We start from the raw sequence: 18,950 nt of genomic DNA, 5'->3' as shown, positions 1-18,950 counted from the left end.
TCTTGACCCATCAACGGATGAAGATCGTCGATAGTATCTGTGAACTTCTGTCGGATACCCGATACGCCCAGGGTGGCTGGATGTGGGCACTCCTTCATATCCTGTCGTGTTCACCGTCGAGCAGCTCAACTCCGTGCAGCACGTCGCCTCGCGCGCCAACCGGCATGTCACCCTCAAGCAGAACCCGTTGCGCCGCGAACACCTCCAGGGCATCGTGGACTGCTACCTGCCGGGCAAGGACCGGGTCGGAGCGCGTCGAGACCGGACGCGGCCATGGAAGTGACGGACAAGGCGCTCGAAACAGGAGCAGAGGGCGTCGATGCCGTCAAGTGCCTCGGCAACGCGACCTTCGACCTGGTCAGGACGGCGACAGGCAAGACTTCCAGCCTGATCACCGATCGAGCGTCCGGTCAGCGCGGGGGCGACGAGGGCTGAGCCGGCCGACCGCCGGCCTCGTGAAGCACCACCGCAACCGTCATTATTGAGTCTTTTCCAAGCTGACGGCCACGAGCGGCGGCTGCCGTAAGAGCGTCCGCACGGTCAAATCGATGGCGGACACAGCATCGCAATATCCATGGTTGTCGGATTATCATGTGGCGGACCGGCGAGCCGGTCCCGCGCCGTAGCAAAATCCGAAGGGGCTCGAATGACGGCAATCGCCAACCGCCTGGATAAAGCGGTAGCTGACGTGGAAAACGCCAACATCGCACGGATTTACGATTACTATCTGGGAGGACTCTACAACTTCGCCATCGACCGGCAGAAGGCGGAGCGCATCAAGCTGACGCTCCCCAGCGTCGACCTGCTGGCTCGCGGTAACCGGGAGTGGCTGCGCCGATCCGTGCGATATCTGGTGGCGCAGGGGGTGGAGCAGTTCATCGATATCGCGGCGGGTCTGCCGACGGCCAACAATACGCACGAGGTGGCGCACGCCCTCAACCCCCGCGCGCGGGTGATTTATGTGGACAACGACCCGTCGGCCGTCATCCACGGCGAGGAGATTCTTGCGAAGGAGCCGCTTGCCGCCATGGCGGAAGCCGACGGGAGGCACCCCGAGCAGGTATGGGCACACCCGGCAATCCGCGATTTGATTGACTTGTCTCAGCCGGTGGGGATCATCCTGGGTGGGCTGCTCGTGTTCGTTCCCGACGAGGATGATCCGAAGGGGCTCGTCGCGGCGTATCGGGACGCCCTGGCGCCTGGCAGTCACCTCGCGATCTCCCACCTCACCGCCGACACGGTGGACGCGGAAACAAGAGCACAGGTAGACCGAATGGTCGCCGCCTACCAAGCCGGGGTCGGCGCGACCCTCCACGTGCGGGACAAGGCGACGTTCGCGTCCTGGTTCGAAGGTATGGAACTGGTTGATCCGGGGGTGACCCTGATGGCGGACTGGCGTCCGGACCCGGGTCTGGACGTGGATGTCCAAACGCCGTCGCGGCAGCTCGGCTACGGCGCGATGGGCCGGATCGCCAGCTGATCCGTGACCGCTGCCTTGGCCGCCCCAGCGGCCAAGGCAGCGGTGGATGGAGTGGTTCGGGCCGGGTCAGGGGCATGGTGGTCGACCTCGCCGACAGGGCGCACTTCGCTGATCCTGACAGGACGTCGCTGCTTGCCGCTAGCCCGTCAGAAGGTTGACCAGGACACCTGTGGGTATGGAAGCAGCTACGCCGGCCAGGAACCACCATAGCTGACCCCGTCTGTTCGTTCGCTGCAATCTGGCTGCCAGATCCACCAAGCTCTCACTCCCACTCGTCGCGCCGTCCTCCGCGCTGACAATCCTGTTGAGTCGAAGTCGCAGCTGTCGTCCTAAACGGCTGGTACGTGATGGCGTGTCCTTGATAGTAGAGCCGCGCCAGCGCCTGCGCCGAGCTGATAAAGGCGCCGCACGCGCGCTTTCGTTCTCTGAGTCGTCGTAGGGGAAGGGAAAGTACGCTCCCGGTTGCGGGATCGGCCGGTCTTCGGACCTGCCGGGCGCGTGCTGGAGGGATTCCCGCTCGTGTGCCCTCCGCCAAAGCCCACCGGCGAGGCCGATCAAGAGCAGGTCGGCTAGGGCCGCCACAAGTGACCATGGCTGCGGAAGGCTGTAGGCCACGGTTCCCGTCACTGCCGCTGCTGCAATCAGCAGCTTGGGCGCATTCCTCATGGATGCTATTCAAGCGCCCTATGCGAGTGGGGTGTGACGGCTGGCGGACAGCAGCATTGAGCACCTGGAGCATGGAAGGCCAGGGGCCGGCCCTGCGGGGTGCCTGACCTGCAGCAACAGGGGCCAGGCACTGCGACCGACGCGGCTCGCGGCCGTGGGTAAGGCCACCTTGCAGGGAAGCAAGCCAACCGTCCGGCCGCACGCATCATTCCGGGGTGTCGTCCTCGGTGGGGCGCGGCTGGCGGTACTTCCTGATCCACTCTTCGACGTCCTCGGCCAGCCACACCTTCATGCCGCGCAGCTCCTGGTAGGGCTTCGGGAAGGTGGGATACCGGGTGAGCTGCTGGAACCGCTGCCGCGACACGCCCAGGCGCTCTGCGATCTCGTAGGGCCCCATCAGGAGCACCGAGCCACGACCCATGCGCCGACGGTAGGGCGGTCGTCGCTGTCCGATCGGCAATAGCCAATTGACCGGTTGGCCTGCCGCAATGGTGGTCATATGCCACGACGAGTGTCCTACAAGGAGTACCTGCTCGCCACCGCCCTGACCCTGGCCTGTCGGCACAAGCCGGTGTGGTCGTGGGTCCGGTGGCGGTACGTCTGCGCGTGCGGCAACGAGCTGCCCTGCCGGCACCGCCACCGCCTACCGATCAGCCATCGGCACTGGCCGCACGGGCCGGAGCCCGAGGCCGAAGGCGGGGCCGACGCCGTGGGCGGGGCTGGAGGCGGGGCGGGTGACGGTGACGGCGAGGGCGGCAGGCTGTGAGCGCGGCGCGTGATGTCGCCGATGACTCAGCTCCCTATGCGCCGACAGAAGCCCTGCTGCGGGCCGGGACGCTGCTGCACGTGACCCGGGCGGCGAGCCCGCAGTTCGTCGAGCCGATCTTCTTCCGGCTGATCCGGGTGCACGCCGACTGGATCACCTACCACGGGTGGACCTGGCTCGACGGCTACCAGCTCGACGCGCGGGGCGACGCGGTCGCGCGCCGGTCGATCTTCGTGCAGCCTGCCGGGCTGCGGGTGCCGGCTAGTCTGCCGGCTCCGGCCGGCGGCGGGCGAGCAGGGAGAACGCGTTCGGCAGCCGCCCCGTCCAGGCCGCCGCCGTGACTCCGCCCGGCCGCCAGAACGGTTCGGGGTGTTCGGCCAGGTACAGCGGTTCCAGGCCGGCAGCGAGCACCGCGTTGACGATTTCCCCGAGGGTCCACTGCCATTCCACCGCGCCGTTCCCCGGGAACGTGTCGTTGACGAAGCAATCACCGAAGTAACTCCGGTCGGCCCGGATCCGGGGCTCGTCGGCGTCCCAGCTCCACAGGGCGGCCGCCGGGTGCGCCTCGTACACGAACAGGTGACCCGCCGGCCGCAGCAGCCGGGCGACGTCGCGCGCCCAGGCGGCCAGGTCCCGCATCCAGATCAGCGCGCCCTTGCCCGTGTAGACCAGGTCCGCGCAGCCGTCGCGCAGTGGAGCGCCGGGGAGTTCGGCCACCACGTACCGGCAGGCCAGCCCCAGTGCGGCGGCGCGCCGGTTCGCCGCGCCGGTCGTCACCGCGCTGTAGTCGACCCCGATCACCGTACGCGCGCCGGCCTCGACGAGGGCCACGTCGTCGAGGCCGTGGCCGCTCTGCAGGTGCACCACCGTCGGTGCGGCGCGCAGCAGCGGGCGCAGCAGATCGATCTCGTACGGGAACAGCGACGTGCCTTCCCGAGCCTCGCGCAGCAGGTCGTCGTGCTCCCGGACGTACTTCCCGGCGGCGGTTTCCCAGGCGGCCCGGTTGCGTCGTGCGGGATCGTCCACGACGAACAGTGTCGGTGTCCGCGCCGGATACGGCGAGACGGTTTCGCATCCCGTGGACTTCCGTGATCATGTCGGGGAGGTGGCGGCATCCCGAGGCGCGGATACCGCCATGTCGCCGACATGGAGTCGATCATGAGCCCGGTTCGCCGGAATTCGCCCTGGGCGCGACAACGTGTTACCCGCGCGTAACTTTCCATTGACTCCACTGGATCGCCAGCCTCATCATCGTTCCACGATCGATCGGAACGCTCCCTGCCTCCTCCCGGCCCCGCCGGGACACCCTCACCGGGAGGTGCAGCCATGCTGCTCCGAAAGATCCTCGCCGCCCTCGCCGCGTCCACCGCCACCGCCGCCGCGCTGGCCGCACCGTCCCCGGCCGCAGCGCAGACCACCACCGGTGCCAGGCCCGCCGCCGCACCCGCCAGCGCCGCCCCGCCGGCCGCCGCTGCCGCCAACCCCGTCATCGTCGTCGCCGGGCTCAGCACCCCCGCCCTCGGCTACGAGCCGCTCGCCGCCCGGCTGCGCGTCGACGGCTTCCGGGTGTGGATCTACCAGCTCCCCGGCCTCGGCTTCGGCGACATCGCCGACTCCGCCCGGGCCTTCTCCGCGTACGTCGACCAGGTGCGCGCCGCCACCGGAGCGGCCCGCGTCGACCTCGTCGCCCACTCCGAGGGCGGCCTGGTCTCCCGCTACCTCATCCGCAACCTCGGCGGCGGCACCAGGGTGGGCCGGTACGTCAGCCTCGGCACCCCGCACTACGGCACCTACGTCGCCGACATCGCCAAGTTCCTCGGCCTCGGCAGCTGCCTCGGCATCGTCGCCTGCCAGCAGATGGCCATCGGGTCGAGCTTCCTCACCGCCCTCAACGACGGCGACGACACCCCGGGCGACGTGCGCTGGACGGCCGTGCGCACCCTCCAGGACGAGCTGGTCCGGCCCGTCGACAACGCGACCCTCGCCGACGGGGCCACCAACGTGCTCATCCAGTCGTGGTGCCCGCTGCGGATCGTCGGGCACCTCGGCCTCGTCCTCGACGGCACCACGTACACCGTCGTCCGGGGCGCGCTCACCGACTCCCCGGTGCGCCCCGACTGTTACGCCCTCTGACTTCCGCCGTCAGGCGCGATCGACCACGACGACGGGAATCTCCCGGTCGGTGTCCCGCTGATATCTGGCGTACGTGGGGAAGACCTTCGCCATCAGCTCCCACAGCCGGGGCCGCTCCTGCGCCGACGCCGTCCGTGCCCGGCCCCGGAACCGCTCCGCGCCGATCTGGAGCTCCACCTCGGGGTCGGCGACCAGGTTCAGATACCAGGCCGGGTGCGTCGCCGCACCCCCGTTGGACGCCACCAGCACCACCCGGTCGCCGTCGCGGCCGTAGATGAGCGCGGTGCGCCGCAGCTGCCCGGAGCGGCGGCCCCGGGTGGTGATGAGAAGGGCGTCGTAGCCGTGGAAGGTGCCTCCGTCGGTGCCGTCGGTCGCCACGTACCGCCGCACGTGGCTGGCCACCCAGTCGACCGGGCTGTCCACGACCGCCTGGTCCCGTTCGGTTTCCGCCATCTCTCGTCTCCTCACCCCGTAGCGCCGCCTCAGGGCAGCCGCCTCCGGGTCGGAGGCTAGCGGCTGCGCCCGCCCCCGTGGGCCCCGTGGCGGTCAGCCGCGGGATCGGGGCAGGCAGCACTTCTTGTACTTGCCGCCGGCGCCGCACCAGCACGGGTCGTTGCGGCCGGGCGGCCACGGCATCGCGTCGAGCGAGGCCAACAGCGTCTCCGCGTAGGAGTCGACGGTCTCCTCGTCGGTCGGGTCGAGGTCGCCGTCGGCAACGTGGGCGGCGAACCCGTCGGCGGAGCCGGGCACGAGGGCGAGGCCCGGCGCCCCGTCGGCGGCCAGCCCGATTAGCTCCCGCTCGACGACGCCCCGGTGCTCGTCCCAGTTCGCCCCGAGCTGCGTGGCCAGGGCCGGCCAGCGCAGCAGCAGGGCGTTCAGGTCCGCCCGCGGCCAGAACAGCAGGCCCTCGCGGGTGCCGGCGGCCGGGTCCGGGGTGGGCCCGGCGGCGTCCAGCCGGTCGGACAGGTCGTCGAGGTCGTCGTGCGGCAGCCCCAGATCGGCGCGGATGCGGTGGCGGTGCCGCACGAGCCCGTACAGCATCGCGCCGGCCGCCCGACGGGCCTCCTCCGACTCCGGCTCGTGGACCCGCCCCATGACGGCTCGCGCCGCCTCCGTCAGCCACCGCTCGGCCAGCTCGACCCGGCCGGTGTCCTCCAGCGTGTCGACCAGATACGACGCCGTGGGGTCGGTCTCCAACAGCGGGCGCAGCGCGGTCAGCTCGGCCATCGCCTCGTCGGCGCGGCCGAGCAGGTGCAGCAGCCGGGCCCGGTCGGCGCGTGCGGACACGATCGACTCGCCGCTGGCCCGGTCCGCCTCGACGGCCCGGTCGGCCAGGTCGAGCGCCCGGGCCAGGTCCTTGAGCTCGGTCTCGGCGATGCCCGAGGCGAGCGACAGCGCGTAGCCCCGGTCGCGCGGGTCGGCGATCCGGTCGGAGTCGACGGCACGTAGCAGGCGAGCCAGCAGCGCCTCCGGGTCGGCGCGCTCCGGGCTTTCCAGGTGCCCGATCTCGTCGAGGTCGTCGGTGGTCAGCAGATATTCGACGGTCATCGGCGCATCCGGGAGGCTCGGGAGACGGGACCCGGCCAGGTTAGCGTCACCCGGCGGCTGATGCCTGTCGGGACACGGCCGTTCTGCCGGCACCCGGCGGCGGGCTCAGGCGGCCTTCGCGAGGGCCGCGTACTCGTCGTCGGTGAGCTGCACCTGCGCGGCGGCCACGTTCTCCTCCAGGTGCGCCACCGACGACGTACCCGGGATGGGGAGCACGACCGGCGAGCGCCGCAACAGCCAGGCGAGCGCGAGCTGCGCGGGCGTCGCGCCGTGGTCGGTGGAGATCGCGTCCAGCGGGCCGCCCGGCTTCGCCAGGTTGCCGGTGGCGATCGGGAACCACGGGATGAACGCCAGGTCGTTGCGCTCGCAGTGGTCGAGCACGTCCTCGGCGCTGCGGTCGGCCAGGTTGTAGAGGTTCTGCACCGACACGATCGGCGTGATCTGGCGGGCCTGCTCGATCTGCGCGACGGTCACCTCGGACAGCCCGATGTGCCGGATCTTGCCCTCCTGCTTGAGCAGCGCCAGCTCGCCGAGCTGGTCGGCCAGCGGCACCAACGAGTCGATGCGGTGCAGCTGGTAGAGCCCGATGGACTCCAGGCCCAGGTGGCGCAGGCTCAACTCGCACTGCTGGCGCAGGTACTCCGGCCGGCCCACCGGCCGCCAGTCGCCCGGCCCGGAGCGGGTCAGCCCGGCCTTGGTCGCGATGACCAGGTCGTCGGCGTACGGGTGCAGCGCCTGCCGGATCAGCAGCTCGGAGACGAACGGCCCGTACGAGTCGGCGGTGTCGATGAACGTCACGCCCAGCTCGTACGCCCGGCGCAGCACCCGCACCGCCTCCGCCGGGTCCCTCGGGTCGCCCCACACGCCCGGCCCGGTGAGCTGCATCGCCCCGTAGCCGAGCCGGTCGACCTGGAGGTCGCCGCCGATCCGGTAGGTGCCGGAGTCCTTCGCGGGCTGCCTGCCAGCGTCGTCACCCATGAGTCGAACCCCAATCCTGTGCGTGTCGTCCGGTCGATTGTGCTCCCGTACCCCGCCCGTCCGGAGTCAGTCGGCCAGGATCAGGTCGGCCGCCCGCCAGGCCAGCGCCATCACCGGCGCGTTGAGGTACCCGGACACCAGCACCGGCAGCACCGAGGCGTCCACCACCCGCAGCGCGTCGACGCCGCGTACCCGCAGCCGGGCGTCGACGACGTGCTCGTCGGACGGGCCCATGCCGCAGGTGCCGACGGCGTGGTAGCCGCAGTAGCCCAGCGAAAGCGCCGCCTCGACGATCTCCCGGTCGCCGCGCACGGCCGGGCCGGGCACCGTCTCGGCGGCGATCCGCCCGGCGATCGGCGCGGTGGCGAACAGCTCCCGCATCCGGCGGAACGCGTCCACGAGGACCCGCCGGTCGTGCCCGGTGGCGAAGTAGTTGGCCACGATCCGCGGCGGCGTGCCCGGGTCGGCCGAGGAGATGGCGAGGCTGCCCTCGCTGTCCGGCCGGGTGACCGTGCACAGCCCCATCATCCCCGCCTCGGTCTCCAGCTCCAGCGCGTGGCCCGGCCGGGGCGGGGCCGCCGAGAACGGCGCGATCAGCAACTGGGCGTCCGGGTGGTCGACCTGCGGCGTGGACCGGATGTGCGCCCCCACGTCGTGCACCGGCAGGCTCAGCGGGCCCCGCCGGGTCAGCGCGTACCGCAGCGTGGCCAGGCCCTGCCCGAGCAGGCTGCCCAGCATGTGGTTGTAGCCGCCGTCGCCGACCAGCCGGAACTGCGCCGGCACCGACCGGTGCTCGCGCAGCCCGAGGCCCACCCGGGGCCGGTCGAGCAGCACGTCGACGCCGGCCCGGCGTAGCGTGTCGGCGGGCCCGATGCCCGACACCTGCAACAGTTGCGGGCTGGCGATCGCCCCGGCGGCGAGGATCACCTCCGCCGAGGCCGCGTAGTCGACGGTGCGGCCGCCGCTGCCGGCCCGTACGCCGACCGCCCGGCCGCCGCGCACGAGGATCCGCCGCACGGCGGTGCCCACCGCGACGGTCAGGTTCGGCCGGTCCCGCACCGGGTGCAGGAACGCGTCGGCGGCGCTGACCCGGCGGCCGTCGCGGATGGTCGCCGTGACGTACCCGATCCGCTCGTCCTCGGTGGCGTTGAGGTCGTCGGACCGGCGCCAGCCCAGCGCCTGGCCGGCGGCGATCACGTCCTCGCAGAGCGCGTCGGTGCCGGTCGCCGACGACAGCCGCAGCGGCCCGCCGGCCCCGCGCGTGGGCGACGCGCCCAGCGGATGGTCCTCCAGCCGCTTGAAGATCGGCAGCATGGTGTCCCACCCCCAGCCCGGGTTGCCGAGGCGCTCCAGGCCGTCCCAGTCGAGGCGGTCGCCCCGGCCGTAGACCATGCCGTTGACGGAGCTGGACCCGCCGACCAGCCGGCCGCGCTGCCACACCTCCCGCCGCCCCGGCGCCGCCTCGGCCGGGTAGTGCCAGGCGGTGCGCCGGTCGTCCATCAGCCGGCTGAACGCCTTGGGGATGCGCACGAACGGGCTGCGGTCCCACCCGCCGGCCTCGACCAGCAGCACCCGGGTCGCCGGGTCCGCGCTGAGCCGGTGGGCCAGCACGCATCCGGCCGCGCCCGCGCCCACCACGACGTAGTCGAACTCCTCCACGCGATCCCTCACTCACCACCGGTTACGAGAATCCCTCAGAAGGTAGTGGGTTGATCACTGTGGGGGAAGGGCCCCCCGCCGGTCGACGTGCCGCAGCACCACCAGCGCCTGGTCGTCCTCGGAGCCGGCCAGCCCGTCCAGCAGCGCGTCGGCGACCGCCTCCACCGGGGCGTCGCGGGCCGCGTCGACCGCGCCGCACAGCGCCCCGAGCCCCGCGTCGTACGTCCGCCCGCGCCGCTCCACCAGCCCGTCGGTGTACGCCACCAGCAGGTCACCGGGCCGGAACGGCACCGTCGTCACCGCCACCGGCTCCCGCACCATGCCCAGCGGCAGCGAGCTGGCCGTCTCGACCGGCTCCGGGGCGCTGCCGGGACGCGCCAGCACCGGGTGCGGGTGGCCGACCCGGGCCACCGCCACCTCACCGGCGGCCGGGTCGACGACCAGCGCCAGGCAGGTGCCGAGGAACCCGACGCCGATCAGGTCGGTCAGCCGGGGGAAGACCTCGCCCAGCGGCACCCCGAGCCGGATCAGCGTGTTCACGACGGTGCGCAGCTGCGCCATGTCGGCGGCGGCCTCGACCTGGTGGCCGACCACGTCGCCGACGACCACGGCCAGCCGGTCGCCGTCGAGCCGGATCAGGTCGAACCAGTCGCCGCCGAGGTGCATGCCGGTGACCGCAGGCCGGTAGCGGGTGGCGACGTCCAGGGTCGGCGGCGCGGCCCGCGCCGAGGTGCGCAGCCGCCCGGCCAGCCGGGTCACCAGGTCGTGCTCGGTGGCGGCCAGCCGGGCCCGCCGTCGCCGGTCACCGCCAGCACGACTGCGCCCGGGTCGGCCGTCGCCACGCGCAGCCCGCTGGCCCCGAGCAGCGTCGGGACGGTGCGGTACACCACGTCCACGATCCCCGCCCGGCCCCGGGCGAAGCTCAACGCGCCCGCCAGCCGGGCGAACGCCTCCGCCTGCCGCAGCGCGCGCCTGCGGTCGCCGCGCTCCCCGGCCACCGGGGCGTCGGGCGGCGGCTCGGCGCCGGCGGGCCGGGGCGACGGCACCGCCGGGCGTCCGCTGACCGGCGTGTTCGCGGTGACCGTCGTGAGGACCCCGCCGGGCGTGCCCGACTCGTCGATGACCGGGCTGTGGCAGAAGGTGAGCCGCCGCCTCCCGGGGCTGCCCGCGCCGTCCGGCGGCGTCCGTTGCTCCGAGCGGGTGACGGCCGCTCCGGCCAGCACGTCACGCAGCGCCGGGCCCAGCACGTCCCACGCGCCCGGCCAGACCTCCGCGCCCGGTCGGCCGAGCGCCGTGGGCCCGGCGTCGCCCAGCACCGGCAGGTACGCGTCGTTGTGCAGCACCACCAGCCTCTCGCCCCAGCACAGCATCACGGGCGCGGGGAAGCGCAGGCGGCTGGCCACGGCGGTGCGCAGGCTCTGTGGCCAGGTGTGCACGGGGCCCAGCGGGGTGGCCGCCCAGTCGTGGCCGGCGACGCGGGCGCCCGTCTCCCCGGCGGCGGCGAAGATGGCCCGCCAGTGCGCGTCGTCGGTTCGCCGGTGCGCGTCGTCCGCCCGCCGGTCCGGTTCGGCGGCCCGCCGGGGCGCGTCGTGGTGCGGCGGCCCGACGGGTGGGGACGTCGTCCCCCCACGGCCCTCGCTCGCTGCCCCCCGGCGCCTTTGCCATCTCCTCGGACCGTACCAGCGGGCCCGACCCGCCGCCCCGGGGTGATCTCGCGGCTGTCGACCGGGGCAGTTGCGCCGAGCGGCCCCGGCGGTGGGCCGGCGCGTGCGAGGCTGGCCGGGGCGGGTCCGCGGGCGGGGCGTGGGCCGGCAGCGCGGGAGGGGACGCCGTGACCGGGATGCCGCAGGTCGACTTCGCGCTCGACACGTACGAGTGCATCGTGCTCTACCCGGGCCCGTCCGGGCGGGCCCTGCCCGCCGAGACGGTCCAGCGGTTGCAGGCCGAGCACACCGAGCACATGCGCGCGTTGCAGCGGCGGGGGATCGTCCTGGTCGCCGGGTCGATCGACGGCCCCGGGCGCGAGCCCGACCCACCGATCGGCTTCGGCCTGGCCCGCACCGGCTCCGTGGACGACGTGCGCAGCGTCATGGAGGCCGACCCGGCGGTGCAGGCGGGGCTCTACGCCGTCGACGTGATGACGTTCCTCTGCCCGGCCGGCTCGGTGGAGTTCCCCCTTGCCCGCACGCAGAGCTGAACGGCGCCCCGGGCCGGCCGCTGTCGCGATCGTGACGGCGGTCACCGGCCGCGCGCTGCTAGCGTCGGCCACGGCGGCGGGGAGCGTGCCCATGGGAGGTGACACCGGGCGGTAGGATTCCCGGCGCGCGGTCGCCGATGCCCGCCGACACACGACGACTCCGGACGATGCTTCCGGTGCGGTTCCGCCCGTTTTGCTGCGCGGGCGTGACGCGTCGTCGGAAACTGTTCCGCAGTCCGAAAGGGGTCGGCCCGCAGACCGACCCGGAGGAGAGACTAGCCTGATGGGCGTGACACGCCGCGCGAAGATCGTCTGCACCCTTGGTCCCGCCACCTCGTCACCGGAGCGAATCCGGGGGCTCGTCGAAGCGGGCATGAACGTGGCGAGACTCAACTTCAGCCACGGCAGCCACGCGGACCACGAGGCGGTCTACCGACTCGTCCGCGAGGCCGCCGACGCCGCCGGCCGGCCGGTGGCCGTGCTCGCCGACCTCCAGGGTCCGAAGATCCGGCTCGGCCGGTTCGCCGACGGCCCGCACGAGTGGCGCACCGGCGACTCGGTCGTGATCACCGGGGACGACGTCCTCGGCACGAAGGAGCGGGTCTCCTGCACCTACCGCAAGCTGCCGCAGGAGGTGAAGGCCGGCGACCGGCTGCTCATCGACGACGGTCGGGTGGCCGTCGAGGTCAGCGAGGTCGTCGGCAACGACATCCGCTGCCTGGTCACCGAGGGCGGCCCGGTCTCCAACAACAAGGGCGTCTCGCTGCCCAACGTGGCGGTCAGCGTCCCGGCCCTGTCGGACAAGGACGCCGAGGACCTGCGCTTCGCCCTCGGCCTGGGCGTCGACATGATCGCGTTGTCCTTCGTCCGCTCGGCGGAGGACATCAAGCTCGTCCACAACATCATGGACGAGGAGGGCGTCCGCCGCCCGGTGCTGGCCAAGGTCGAGAAGCCGGAGGCGGTCGACCACCTGGAGGCGATCGTGCTGGCCTTCGACGGCGTCATGGTCGCCCGTGGCGACCTCGGCGTCGAGCTGCCGCTGGACCAGGTCCCCCTGGTGCAGAAGCGCGCCGTGCAGCTGTGCCGGGAGAACGCCAAGCCGGTCATCGTGGCCACCCAGATGCTCGACTCCATGATCGAGAATTCGCGGCCGACCCGCGCCGAGGCGTCCGACGTGGCCAACGCGGTGCTCGACGGCGCGGACGCGGTCATGCTCTCGGGCGAGACCAGCGTCGGCAAGTACCCGGTGCTCACGGTCAGCACCATGGCCAAGATCATCACGACGACCGAGGCCGGCTCGATCGGGGTGCCCCGGCTCCAGCACGACCCGCGCACCCACGGCGGGGCGCTCACCGTCGCCGCGTCGTCGATCGCCCGGGCCATCGGCGCGAAGGCCCTCGTCGCCTTCTCGCAGACCGGCGACACCGTCAAGCGGCTCAGCCGGCTGCACTGCGACCTCCCGCTGTGGGCGTTCACCCCGGTGCCCGAGGTGCGCAGCCAGCTCGCCCTCTGCTGGGGCGTCGAGACGTTCCTGATGCCGTTCGTCGAGCACACCGACGACATGTTCCGCCAGGTCGACCAGGCGCTGCTCGGCCTCGACCGGGCCAACCCCGGCGACTACGTGGTCATCGTCGCCGGCAGCCCGCCGGGCACCCCCGGCTCCACCAACACCCTGCGCGTGCACCAGCTCGGCTCGCTGGTCGACGCGGCCTCCGCGCGGGCGTTGCAGTGACCGACGGGGCGACCGTCGGCCAGGCGGCCGTCGACCAGCTGCTGGAGGTCCTCGACCTCGAACACACCGGCGCGATGGCCTTCCGGGGGATGAGCCCCCCGGTCGGCCCGCAACGGGTGTACGGGGGTCAGGTCGCCGGTCAGGCCCTGGTCGCCGCCGGCCGCACGGTCGCCCCCGAACGGTTCGTCCACTCCCTGCACGGCTACTTCGTCCGCCCCGGCGACCCGGCCGAGCCGATCGCATACCAGGTGGAGAACGTCCGCGACGGCCGGTCGTTCTCCGTACGCCGGTCGGTGGCGCTCCAGCACGACAAGCCGATCTTCTTCATGTCGGCGTCGTTCCAGCGGCACGAGGAGGAGGGGCTCGACCACCACGCCCCCACCCCGCCCGACGTGCCGGCCCCCGACGACGTGCCCACCATGAGCGACCGCCTCGCCCGCTACCCCGAGCGGCTCGGCATCTGGGGGCAGATCCCCCGCCCCATCGACGTGCGCTACGTCGGCGAGCCCGGCTGGGTCCGCCCCGGCGACCGCCCCGCCGACCCCCACCAGCGGGTGTGGATGCGCATCGACGGCAAGCTCCCCGACGACCCGCTGCTGCACGCCTGCGCCCTGACGTACGCCTCCGACCTGACCCTGCTGGACTCGGTGCTGTCGGTGCACGGCGAGGTCTGGGGCCCCGGCGGCGTGGTCGGCGCGAGCCTCGACCACGCCCTGTGGTTCCACCGGCCGTTCCGGGCCGACGAGTGGTTCCTCTACGACTGCTGGAGCCCGTCGGCCTCCGGTGCCCGCGGGCTGGCCACCGGCCGGATGTTCACCACCGACGGCCGGCACATCGCCAGCGCCGTGCAGGAGGGCCTGCTGCGCCGCGTCGGCGGCTGAGCAGAGGCGGCGGCTGACCGGGGAGGCCCCCGGCAGCCGGCCTCAGAAGCTGCTGACCAGCTTCACGAACGCCTCGTCGATCGTCGCCGGGTCGGTGGCGTCGAACGCCTTGCCGGCGCTGGCCCCGGCGATCCGGTCCAGCGCGGCCAGGTCGGACTCCCGGTCGAACGCCACGCAGAAGACCTTCACCGGCCGGTCCGGGTCCAGCTCGATGTCGGCGAGCAGCCGGCCGAGGTCGTTGTCCTTCGGATACTCGTTCTTGCCGTCGGTGAGCACCACCACCGCGTTGATCCGGTCGGGGTCGTAGTCGGCGAGCAGCCGGCGGTGCGCGGCGCGGACCGTCGCGTACAACGCGGTGTTGCCGCCCACCCGCAGCCCGGTGAGCCGGCGCGCGAACGCGGCCCGGTCGTACGGGCCCAGCCGGACCTCCTCGCTGTACGGCTTCCCCGGCCGCTGCGGCGTCTCCGACGAGAACGACCACAGCGCCACCCGGTCGGCGGAGTTGAGCAGGCCGACGCCCCGGTCGACGGCGGTGGTGGCCACCTGGAACCGGGTGCGGCTGCCCACCTTGGCGTTCATCGAGCCGGAGGTGTCCACGGCGAGCAGGATGTTCGCCTTCTTGCGCAGCGTGCCCCAGCCGCGCAGGATCGCGTCGACCACCTCGGGCGCCGGCGGGTCGAAGTAGGTCAGCTGCCCGTCCGTGCCGCCCCGGACGGCGGCGACCAGCGCGTCCGACGCCCGCCGCTCGTGGTCGCGGAAGCCGAGGTCGGCGAAGCTGCGCTGCTGCGGGTCGTCCTGGAGGAAGGCCAGGAAGTCCTGGGCCGCCGCCTGCTGCGCCGCATCGGCCGAGGGCAGCACGACGTACGGGTGGTCGAGGTTGAACGTGCCCTCGCTCGGGTGCACTGCCACCAGCGGCACCCGCGGCTTCTGCCCCGGGGTGGGGCTGAGCTGCCCCTCGTTGTACTGGTAGACCAGCTCCTCCTGGACCACGACCGCGCTCATGTCCCGGGCCCGCGCGTCCCCGGCCGCGCCCGCAACCGCCCCGCCCAGGTCCGCCTCGGCGAGGTCGCGCAGCAGGTCCACCGAGTCGTCGCTGTAGTGCGAGACGTTCGCCTCGATCCGGCGCACGAACTGGGTCACCGCGGGCTTCGCCAGGTCGGCCTTCGTCAGGTCGCTGGACCGCCGCACCGCCGCGTAGTAGGTGGCGATGGTGGCCGCCAGCCCCGACGTGGACAGGTTCGGGTTGTCCTTGCCGAAGGTGAACCGGCCCCACTCGGGCCGCCCGAAGGCCGCCCAGCCGGCGTCGCCGGAGAGCCCGAGGACGTCCGCCCAGCCGAGCTTGCCGCGCTGGCGCACCAGCTCGCCCTTCTCCAGGGGCATCGCGATGACCAGCGGGCTGTTGGCGATCGACGGGTACCGGTCGGGGGTCTGCGCCGCCCGGCCCGCCTGCTCGTCGAGCAGCCGCAGCCGGCCCGTCCACAGCGACGACGTGGGCAGCCACACCTGCGGAGCCGGGACGCCCGGCTGCCGGCCGGACCAGTTCCCCGCCGCCAGGGCCTCCATCGCCTTGCCCGAGTTGAGCCCGTGCACGGTCACCTCGGCGCAGCGCCCGCCGAAGCGCCGGTCGGCGGCGTTGTACCGGGCGGCGAGCTGGGCGACCAGGTCGGCCTTCTCCGTCGAGGAGTTCACCTCCAGCGCCACGCACCCGGAGCGGTCCGGGCCGGGGGCCGGCCGCACGATCACGTACGCCGCGGCGATGACCGCGAGCCCGGCGACGACGGCCACGGTGTACGGCAGCCACGGCCGGGCGGAACGCTGGCCGGCGGTCATCGGCTCCTCCAGGGGTGCGGGTCGGGCGGGGACATCGGCGTCGCGTCCCCAGGCGGGGCGGCCGGCGGCAGCGCCGTGGCGAGCAGCAGGCGCACGCCGTAGACCACGACGAACGTGACCGCCCCGACGCCGGCGGCGGTGCCCACGGCGGTGGACGCGACGTACCCCACGGCGCCGCCGGCCGCGCCGAGGAAGATCGCCGCCGAGACGCCCCACGCGTCGGTGGCCTCCCGGCGCAGCCGCCGCGGCCAGTGCTCGGGCCGCGCCCCGTGCGCCACCGGCGGGTACGTCGCCGCGGGCCCACCCGGCGGCTGGACCGGCTGCCACGCCGTCGCGGGCGGTGGCTGCCAGGCCGTCGGGGGCGGTGGCTGCCAGGCCGTCGGGGCGTGCGCCGCCGGCTGGCGGGGGACCGGCTGGGTGGCCGCCGCGTCGGTGCCCTGCTGCAGGGCCGCCCGGATCGGCACCGGCGCGCCGCCGCGCGGGCCGTGCCCCAGCAGCCGCAGCAGGACCTGCTCGGCCGGCGGCCGGGCCCGGTGGTCCTTGGCCAGGCACTCGGCGACCAGCTCCGCCAGCGGGCCGGAGAAGCCGGTCAGGTCCGGCGGGTCGTGCAGCACCCGGTGCAGCACCGCCGCGACCGCCCCGGTGCCGAACGGCGGGCGGCCCGTCGCCGCGTACGCGACGGTGGCGGCCCAGGCGAACACGTCGCTGGCGGGGCCCACCTCGTCGTCGCGGAACCGCTCCGGCGCCATGTACGCGGCGGTGCCCATGACCCCGCCGGTCACCGTGCCGGTGACGTCGAGCGCCCGGGCGATGCCGAAGTCGATCACCCGGGGGCCGTCCGCGCCGAGGACCACGTTGTCCGGCTTGAGGTCGCAGTGCACCACGCCGGCCTGGTGGATCGCGGTGAGCGCGGTGGCGGTGCCCACGGCCAACCGGTGCAGCACGTTGTCGGCGACCGGGCCCCGCTCGTGGACGTGCCGGTGCAGGGTCGGGCCCTCGATGTACTCGCTCACCACGTACGGCGGGTCGTCGTCGACGTCGGCGAAGAGGATCTGCGCGGTGCAGAACGGCGCGACCCGGCGGGCGGCGTCGATCTCCTTGGCGAACCGGGCCCGGGCGCGCGGGTCGGGTGGCGCGGAGAGGTCGAGCATCTTGACGGCGACCAGCCGGCCCTGCCGGTCGCGGCCCAGGTAGACCACGCCCTGGCCGCCCGAGCCGAGCCGGCCGAGCAGCTCGTAGGGGCCGGCCCGGTCCGGGTCCCGTGGGCCGAGCGAAGTGGTCTCCGGCATCGCTGTGGCTGCCCCCATCGCCCCTGGCGGTCCCGGCCGCGGGGTGACCCCGGCGGCCGGCGTCGATCCGTCGACACCGGTATGGTGCCACGCCCGCGCCAGCGTGGAGCCCGGCCGGTCGGTCGGCGGCCCGGCCCGTGGGACGGCCCTGGCGGGCCCGGTTCCCCCGTTCGGCTGAGGGCCGGCAGCCCGGCCGGTCGGGCGGGCGACTAACCTGACCGGCATGCGTCTCTCCGCCCGGGTCGACTACGCCCTCCGCGCGGCTGCCGAGCTGGCGGCGGTCGCCGACGGTGCGGGGGCCGCGCGGGCCCGCCCGGTGACCGCCGAGCAGATCGCCAGGTCCCAGGAGATCCCGCCCAAGTTCCTGGAGAGCATCCTGTTGCAGCTGCGCCGGGGCGGCATCGTGCACGCCCAGCGTGGCCCCGAGGGCGGCTACTGGCTGGCCCGGCCCGCCGCCGAGATCTCCCTCGCCGAGGTGATCCGGGTGATCGACGGGCCGCTGGCGCACGTGCGCGGGCAGCGCCCGGAGCAGCTCGGCTACCGGGGGGCCGCCCGCGCGTTGCAGGACGTGTGGATCGCCCTGCGGGCCAGCGAGCGGGAGATCCTCGAACTGGTCACCGTCGCCGACGTGGCGAACGGCACCATGCCCGAGCGGGTCCGCGAACTGGCCGCCGACCCGGGCGCCTGGAGCTGACCCGCAACCCCACCCGCCGCAAGCGTCCCGACATTTAACCGATAGGGACTTGACCCGAGGCCGTCTCGTGCCGCATTGTCGACCAAGTCGATAGGAGATGCCGAAAAGTCAGGGGGCGCTCGTGCGCAAGCTGTTGGTCCTCGCCCTGGTCGGGCTCGTCGCGCAACTGGTGGACGGCTCGCTCGGCATGGCCTACGGGTTGACCTCGTCGACCCTGCTGCTGGTGGCCGGGGTCGCCCCGGCCGCCGCGTCGGCGTCGGTGCACCTCGCCGAGATCGGCACCACGCTCGCCGCCGGGGTGGCCCACTGGCGGTTCGGCAACGTCGACTGGCGGGTGGTCGCCCGCATCGCGCTGCCCGGCGCGGTGGGCGCGTTCGCCGGCGCCACCTTCCTCAGCTCGATCTCCACCGAGGCCGCGGCGCCCTGGATGGCCGCGATCCTGTTCACCCTCGGCGCGTACCTGCTGGTGCGCTTCTCCCGGCCGCTGCGCGCCAGCCGCGCCGCCGGGCCGCTGCGCGCCCGCTTCCTCGGCCCGCTCGGCCTGGTCGCCGGCTTCGTCGACGCCACCGGCGGCGGCGGGTGGGGCCCGGTCGCCACCCCGGCGCTGCTGGTCTCCGGCCGGATGGAACCCCGCAAGGTCATCGGCTCGGTCGACACCTCCGAGTTCGTCGTCGCGGGCGCGGCCAGCGCCGGCTTCCTGATCGGCCTCGGCACCGAGGGCTTCCTGCTGCCGACCGTCGCCGCGCTGCTCATCGGCGGCCTCATCGCCGCACCGATCGCCGCCTGGCTGGTCCGCATCGTCCCCGCCCAGCTGCTCGGCGCCGTCATCGGCGGCGTCATCGTGCTCACCAACGCCCGCACCCTGGTGCGCGCCGGCGGGCTGCCCGGCGGCGCCCAGTGGACGGTCTACGCGTTGCTGGCCGCCGGCTGGATCGCCGCCGTCGTGCTGGCCGTCCGCGCGCTGCGCCGCACCCGCCGCGCCCGCGCCACGGTCGAGGCGGCCCTCGCCGACCAGCCCGCCACGGCCCAGCCGGCTCAGTCGACCCCCGACCAGCCCGCCCCGGACGAGCCCGCCGCCGCCCCGGTGGCCGGCTGAC

At 73.7% G+C, this 18,950-nt stretch carries 21 protein-coding genes; 11 read left to right on the top strand and 10 right to left on the bottom strand.

The window, feature by feature from the left end; all coding sequences use genetic code 11:
• Nucleotides 1–106 precede the first annotated feature (106 nt).
• The 3 genes from GA0070558_RS33360 to GA0070558_RS11145 all read left to right on the top strand — a co-directional run bounded on the left by GA0070558_RS33360 (nt 107) and on the right by GA0070558_RS11145 (nt 1,480).
• Nucleotides 107–283 carry a hypothetical protein gene (locus GA0070558_RS33360; protein WP_176734180.1) on the top strand — a complete coding sequence of 59 codons (177 nt, stop codon included), beginning with the start codon at nt 107–109 and terminating at the stop codon, nt 281–283.
• A complete protein-coding gene (locus GA0070558_RS33355; protein ID WP_176734179.1) occupies nt 274–435 on the top strand; it encodes a hypothetical protein in 162 nt (53 codons plus the stop codon). The genes GA0070558_RS33360 and GA0070558_RS33355 overlap by 10 nt, the downstream gene beginning before the upstream one ends.
• Nucleotides 436–646: 211 nt before the next feature.
• Entirely contained in the window at nt 647–1,480 is an 834-nt protein-coding gene (locus GA0070558_RS11145; protein WP_176734178.1) for an SAM-dependent methyltransferase, read from the top strand.
• Between the two features lie 871 nt (nt 1,481–2,351).
• On the opposite strand, the gene GA0070558_RS11140 is transcribed toward GA0070558_RS11145, so the two are convergent.
• Nucleotides 2,352–2,567 (bottom strand): helix-turn-helix transcriptional regulator, encoded by a 216-nt coding sequence (locus GA0070558_RS11140; protein WP_043967415.1) that lies wholly within the window; start codon nt 2,565–2,567, stop codon nt 2,352–2,354.
• Between the two features lie 78 nt (nt 2,568–2,645).
• On the opposite strand from GA0070558_RS11140, the gene GA0070558_RS11135 reads away from it, so the two are divergent.
• Nucleotides 2,646–2,912: a hypothetical protein gene (locus GA0070558_RS11135; protein WP_256091873.1), complete on the top strand. Its 267-nt coding sequence runs from the start codon at nt 2,646–2,648 to the stop codon at nt 2,910–2,912.
• On the top strand, nt 2,909–3,253 hold the full coding sequence (locus tag GA0070558_RS11130) for a hypothetical protein (RefSeq protein WP_439709586.1): 345 nt from the start codon (nt 2,909–2,911) through the stop codon (nt 3,251–3,253). The genes GA0070558_RS11135 and GA0070558_RS11130 overlap by 4 nt, the downstream gene beginning before the upstream one ends.
• Here GA0070558_RS11130 and GA0070558_RS11125 read toward each other — a convergent pair.
• Entirely contained in the window at nt 3,174–3,938 is a 765-nt protein-coding gene (locus GA0070558_RS11125) for a class I SAM-dependent methyltransferase (RefSeq protein WP_091278277.1), read from the bottom strand. The two genes, GA0070558_RS11130 and GA0070558_RS11125, sit on opposite strands and share 80 nt — an antisense overlap.
• Before the next feature lie 300 nt (nt 3,939–4,238).
• On the opposite strand from GA0070558_RS11125, the gene GA0070558_RS11120 reads away from it, so the two are divergent.
• Complete coding sequence (locus GA0070558_RS11120; protein ID WP_091278275.1) at nt 4,239–5,045, top strand: esterase/lipase family protein; 807 nt, start codon at nt 4,239–4,241, stop codon at nt 5,043–5,045.
• 9 nt (nt 5,046–5,054) lie between these two features.
• Here the strand turns inward: GA0070558_RS11120 and GA0070558_RS11115 are convergent, their stop codons facing one another.
• From GA0070558_RS11115 to GA0070558_RS11090, 6 genes are all read right to left on the bottom strand, one after another.
• Entirely contained in the window at nt 5,055–5,498 is a 444-nt protein-coding gene (locus GA0070558_RS11115) for a nitroreductase family deazaflavin-dependent oxidoreductase (protein ID WP_091278273.1), read from the bottom strand.
• A gap of 93 nt (nt 5,499–5,591) precedes the next feature.
• Nucleotides 5,592–6,593, bottom strand: coding sequence for an SEC-C metal-binding domain-containing protein (locus tag GA0070558_RS11110; protein WP_091278271.1), 1,002 nt, complete (start codon nt 6,591–6,593; stop codon nt 5,592–5,594).
• 105 nt (nt 6,594–6,698) lie between these two features.
• On the bottom strand, nt 6,699–7,571 hold the full coding sequence (locus tag GA0070558_RS11105) for an aldo/keto reductase (RefSeq protein ID WP_091278269.1): 873 nt from the start codon (nt 7,569–7,571) through the stop codon (nt 6,699–6,701).
• A 66-nt stretch (nt 7,572–7,637) separates the two neighbouring features.
• Nucleotides 7,638–9,230: a GMC family oxidoreductase gene (locus GA0070558_RS11100; RefSeq protein WP_091278267.1), complete on the bottom strand. Its 1,593-nt coding sequence runs from the start codon at nt 9,228–9,230 to the stop codon at nt 7,638–7,640.
• 54 nt (nt 9,231–9,284) lie between these two features.
• The gene (locus GA0070558_RS11095) at nt 9,285–9,989 is read right to left on the bottom strand and encodes a PP2C family protein-serine/threonine phosphatase (protein WP_091278264.1); all 705 of its coding nucleotides are present in this window, start codon (nt 9,987–9,989) and stop codon (nt 9,285–9,287) included.
• Nucleotides 9,986–10,666 carry a PAS domain-containing protein gene (locus GA0070558_RS11090; RefSeq protein ID WP_091278263.1) on the bottom strand — a complete coding sequence of 227 codons (681 nt, stop codon included), beginning with the start codon at nt 10,664–10,666 and terminating at the stop codon, nt 9,986–9,988. The genes GA0070558_RS11095 and GA0070558_RS11090 overlap by 4 nt, the downstream gene beginning before the upstream one ends.
• A 404-nt stretch (nt 10,667–11,070) precedes the next feature.
• Here GA0070558_RS11090 and GA0070558_RS11085 point away from each other — a divergent pair, with 404 nt between their 5' ends.
• From GA0070558_RS11085 to GA0070558_RS11075, 3 genes are all read left to right on the top strand, one after another.
• Nucleotides 11,071–11,427, top strand: a complete 357-nt coding sequence (locus tag GA0070558_RS11085) for a YciI family protein (protein WP_043969319.1) — start codon at nt 11,071–11,073, stop codon at nt 11,425–11,427.
• A gap of 283 nt (nt 11,428–11,710) precedes the next feature.
• Nucleotides 11,711–13,159: a pyruvate kinase gene (gene pyk, locus GA0070558_RS11080; RefSeq protein ID WP_077939116.1), complete on the top strand. Its 1,449-nt coding sequence runs from the start codon at nt 11,711–11,713 to the stop codon at nt 13,157–13,159.
• Nucleotides 13,156–14,040, top strand: coding sequence for an acyl-CoA thioesterase (locus GA0070558_RS11075; protein WP_043967423.1), 885 nt, complete (start codon nt 13,156–13,158; stop codon nt 14,038–14,040). Before pyk ends, GA0070558_RS11075 begins: the two co-directional genes overlap by 4 nt.
• A gap of 42 nt (nt 14,041–14,082) precedes the next feature.
• On the opposite strand, the gene GA0070558_RS11070 is transcribed toward GA0070558_RS11075, so the two are convergent.
• Together GA0070558_RS11070 and GA0070558_RS34220 are read right to left on the bottom strand one after the other, a co-directional pair.
• A complete protein-coding gene (locus GA0070558_RS11070) occupies nt 14,083–15,870 on the bottom strand; it encodes a vWA domain-containing protein (protein ID WP_256091871.1) in 1,788 nt (595 codons plus the stop codon).
• Nucleotides 15,867–17,159, bottom strand: a complete 1,293-nt coding sequence (locus GA0070558_RS34220) for a serine/threonine-protein kinase (protein WP_256091870.1) — start codon at nt 17,157–17,159, stop codon at nt 15,867–15,869. The genes GA0070558_RS11070 and GA0070558_RS34220 overlap by 4 nt, the downstream gene beginning before the upstream one ends.
• Before the next feature lie 223 nt (nt 17,160–17,382).
• Between GA0070558_RS34220 and GA0070558_RS11060 the strand changes: the two genes are divergently transcribed.
• On the top strand, nt 17,383–17,853 hold the full coding sequence (locus GA0070558_RS11060; RefSeq protein ID WP_091278257.1) for an RrF2 family transcriptional regulator: 471 nt from the start codon (nt 17,383–17,385) through the stop codon (nt 17,851–17,853).
• Nucleotides 17,854–17,974: 121 nt separating this feature from the next.
• Nucleotides 17,975–18,949 carry a sulfite exporter TauE/SafE family protein gene (locus GA0070558_RS11055; RefSeq protein ID WP_091278255.1) on the top strand — a complete coding sequence of 325 codons (975 nt, stop codon included), beginning with the start codon at nt 17,975–17,977 and terminating at the stop codon, nt 18,947–18,949.
• Nucleotide 18,950: the final 1 nt, after the last annotated feature.

Source organism: Micromonospora haikouensis (genome assembly GCF_900091595.1).
Taxonomy (GTDB): domain Bacteria; phylum Actinomycetota; class Actinomycetes; order Mycobacteriales; family Micromonosporaceae; genus Micromonospora; species Micromonospora haikouensis.
The sequence above is the reverse complement of the archived record's forward strand: the minus strand, read 5'-3'. Positions and strand labels throughout refer to the sequence as shown.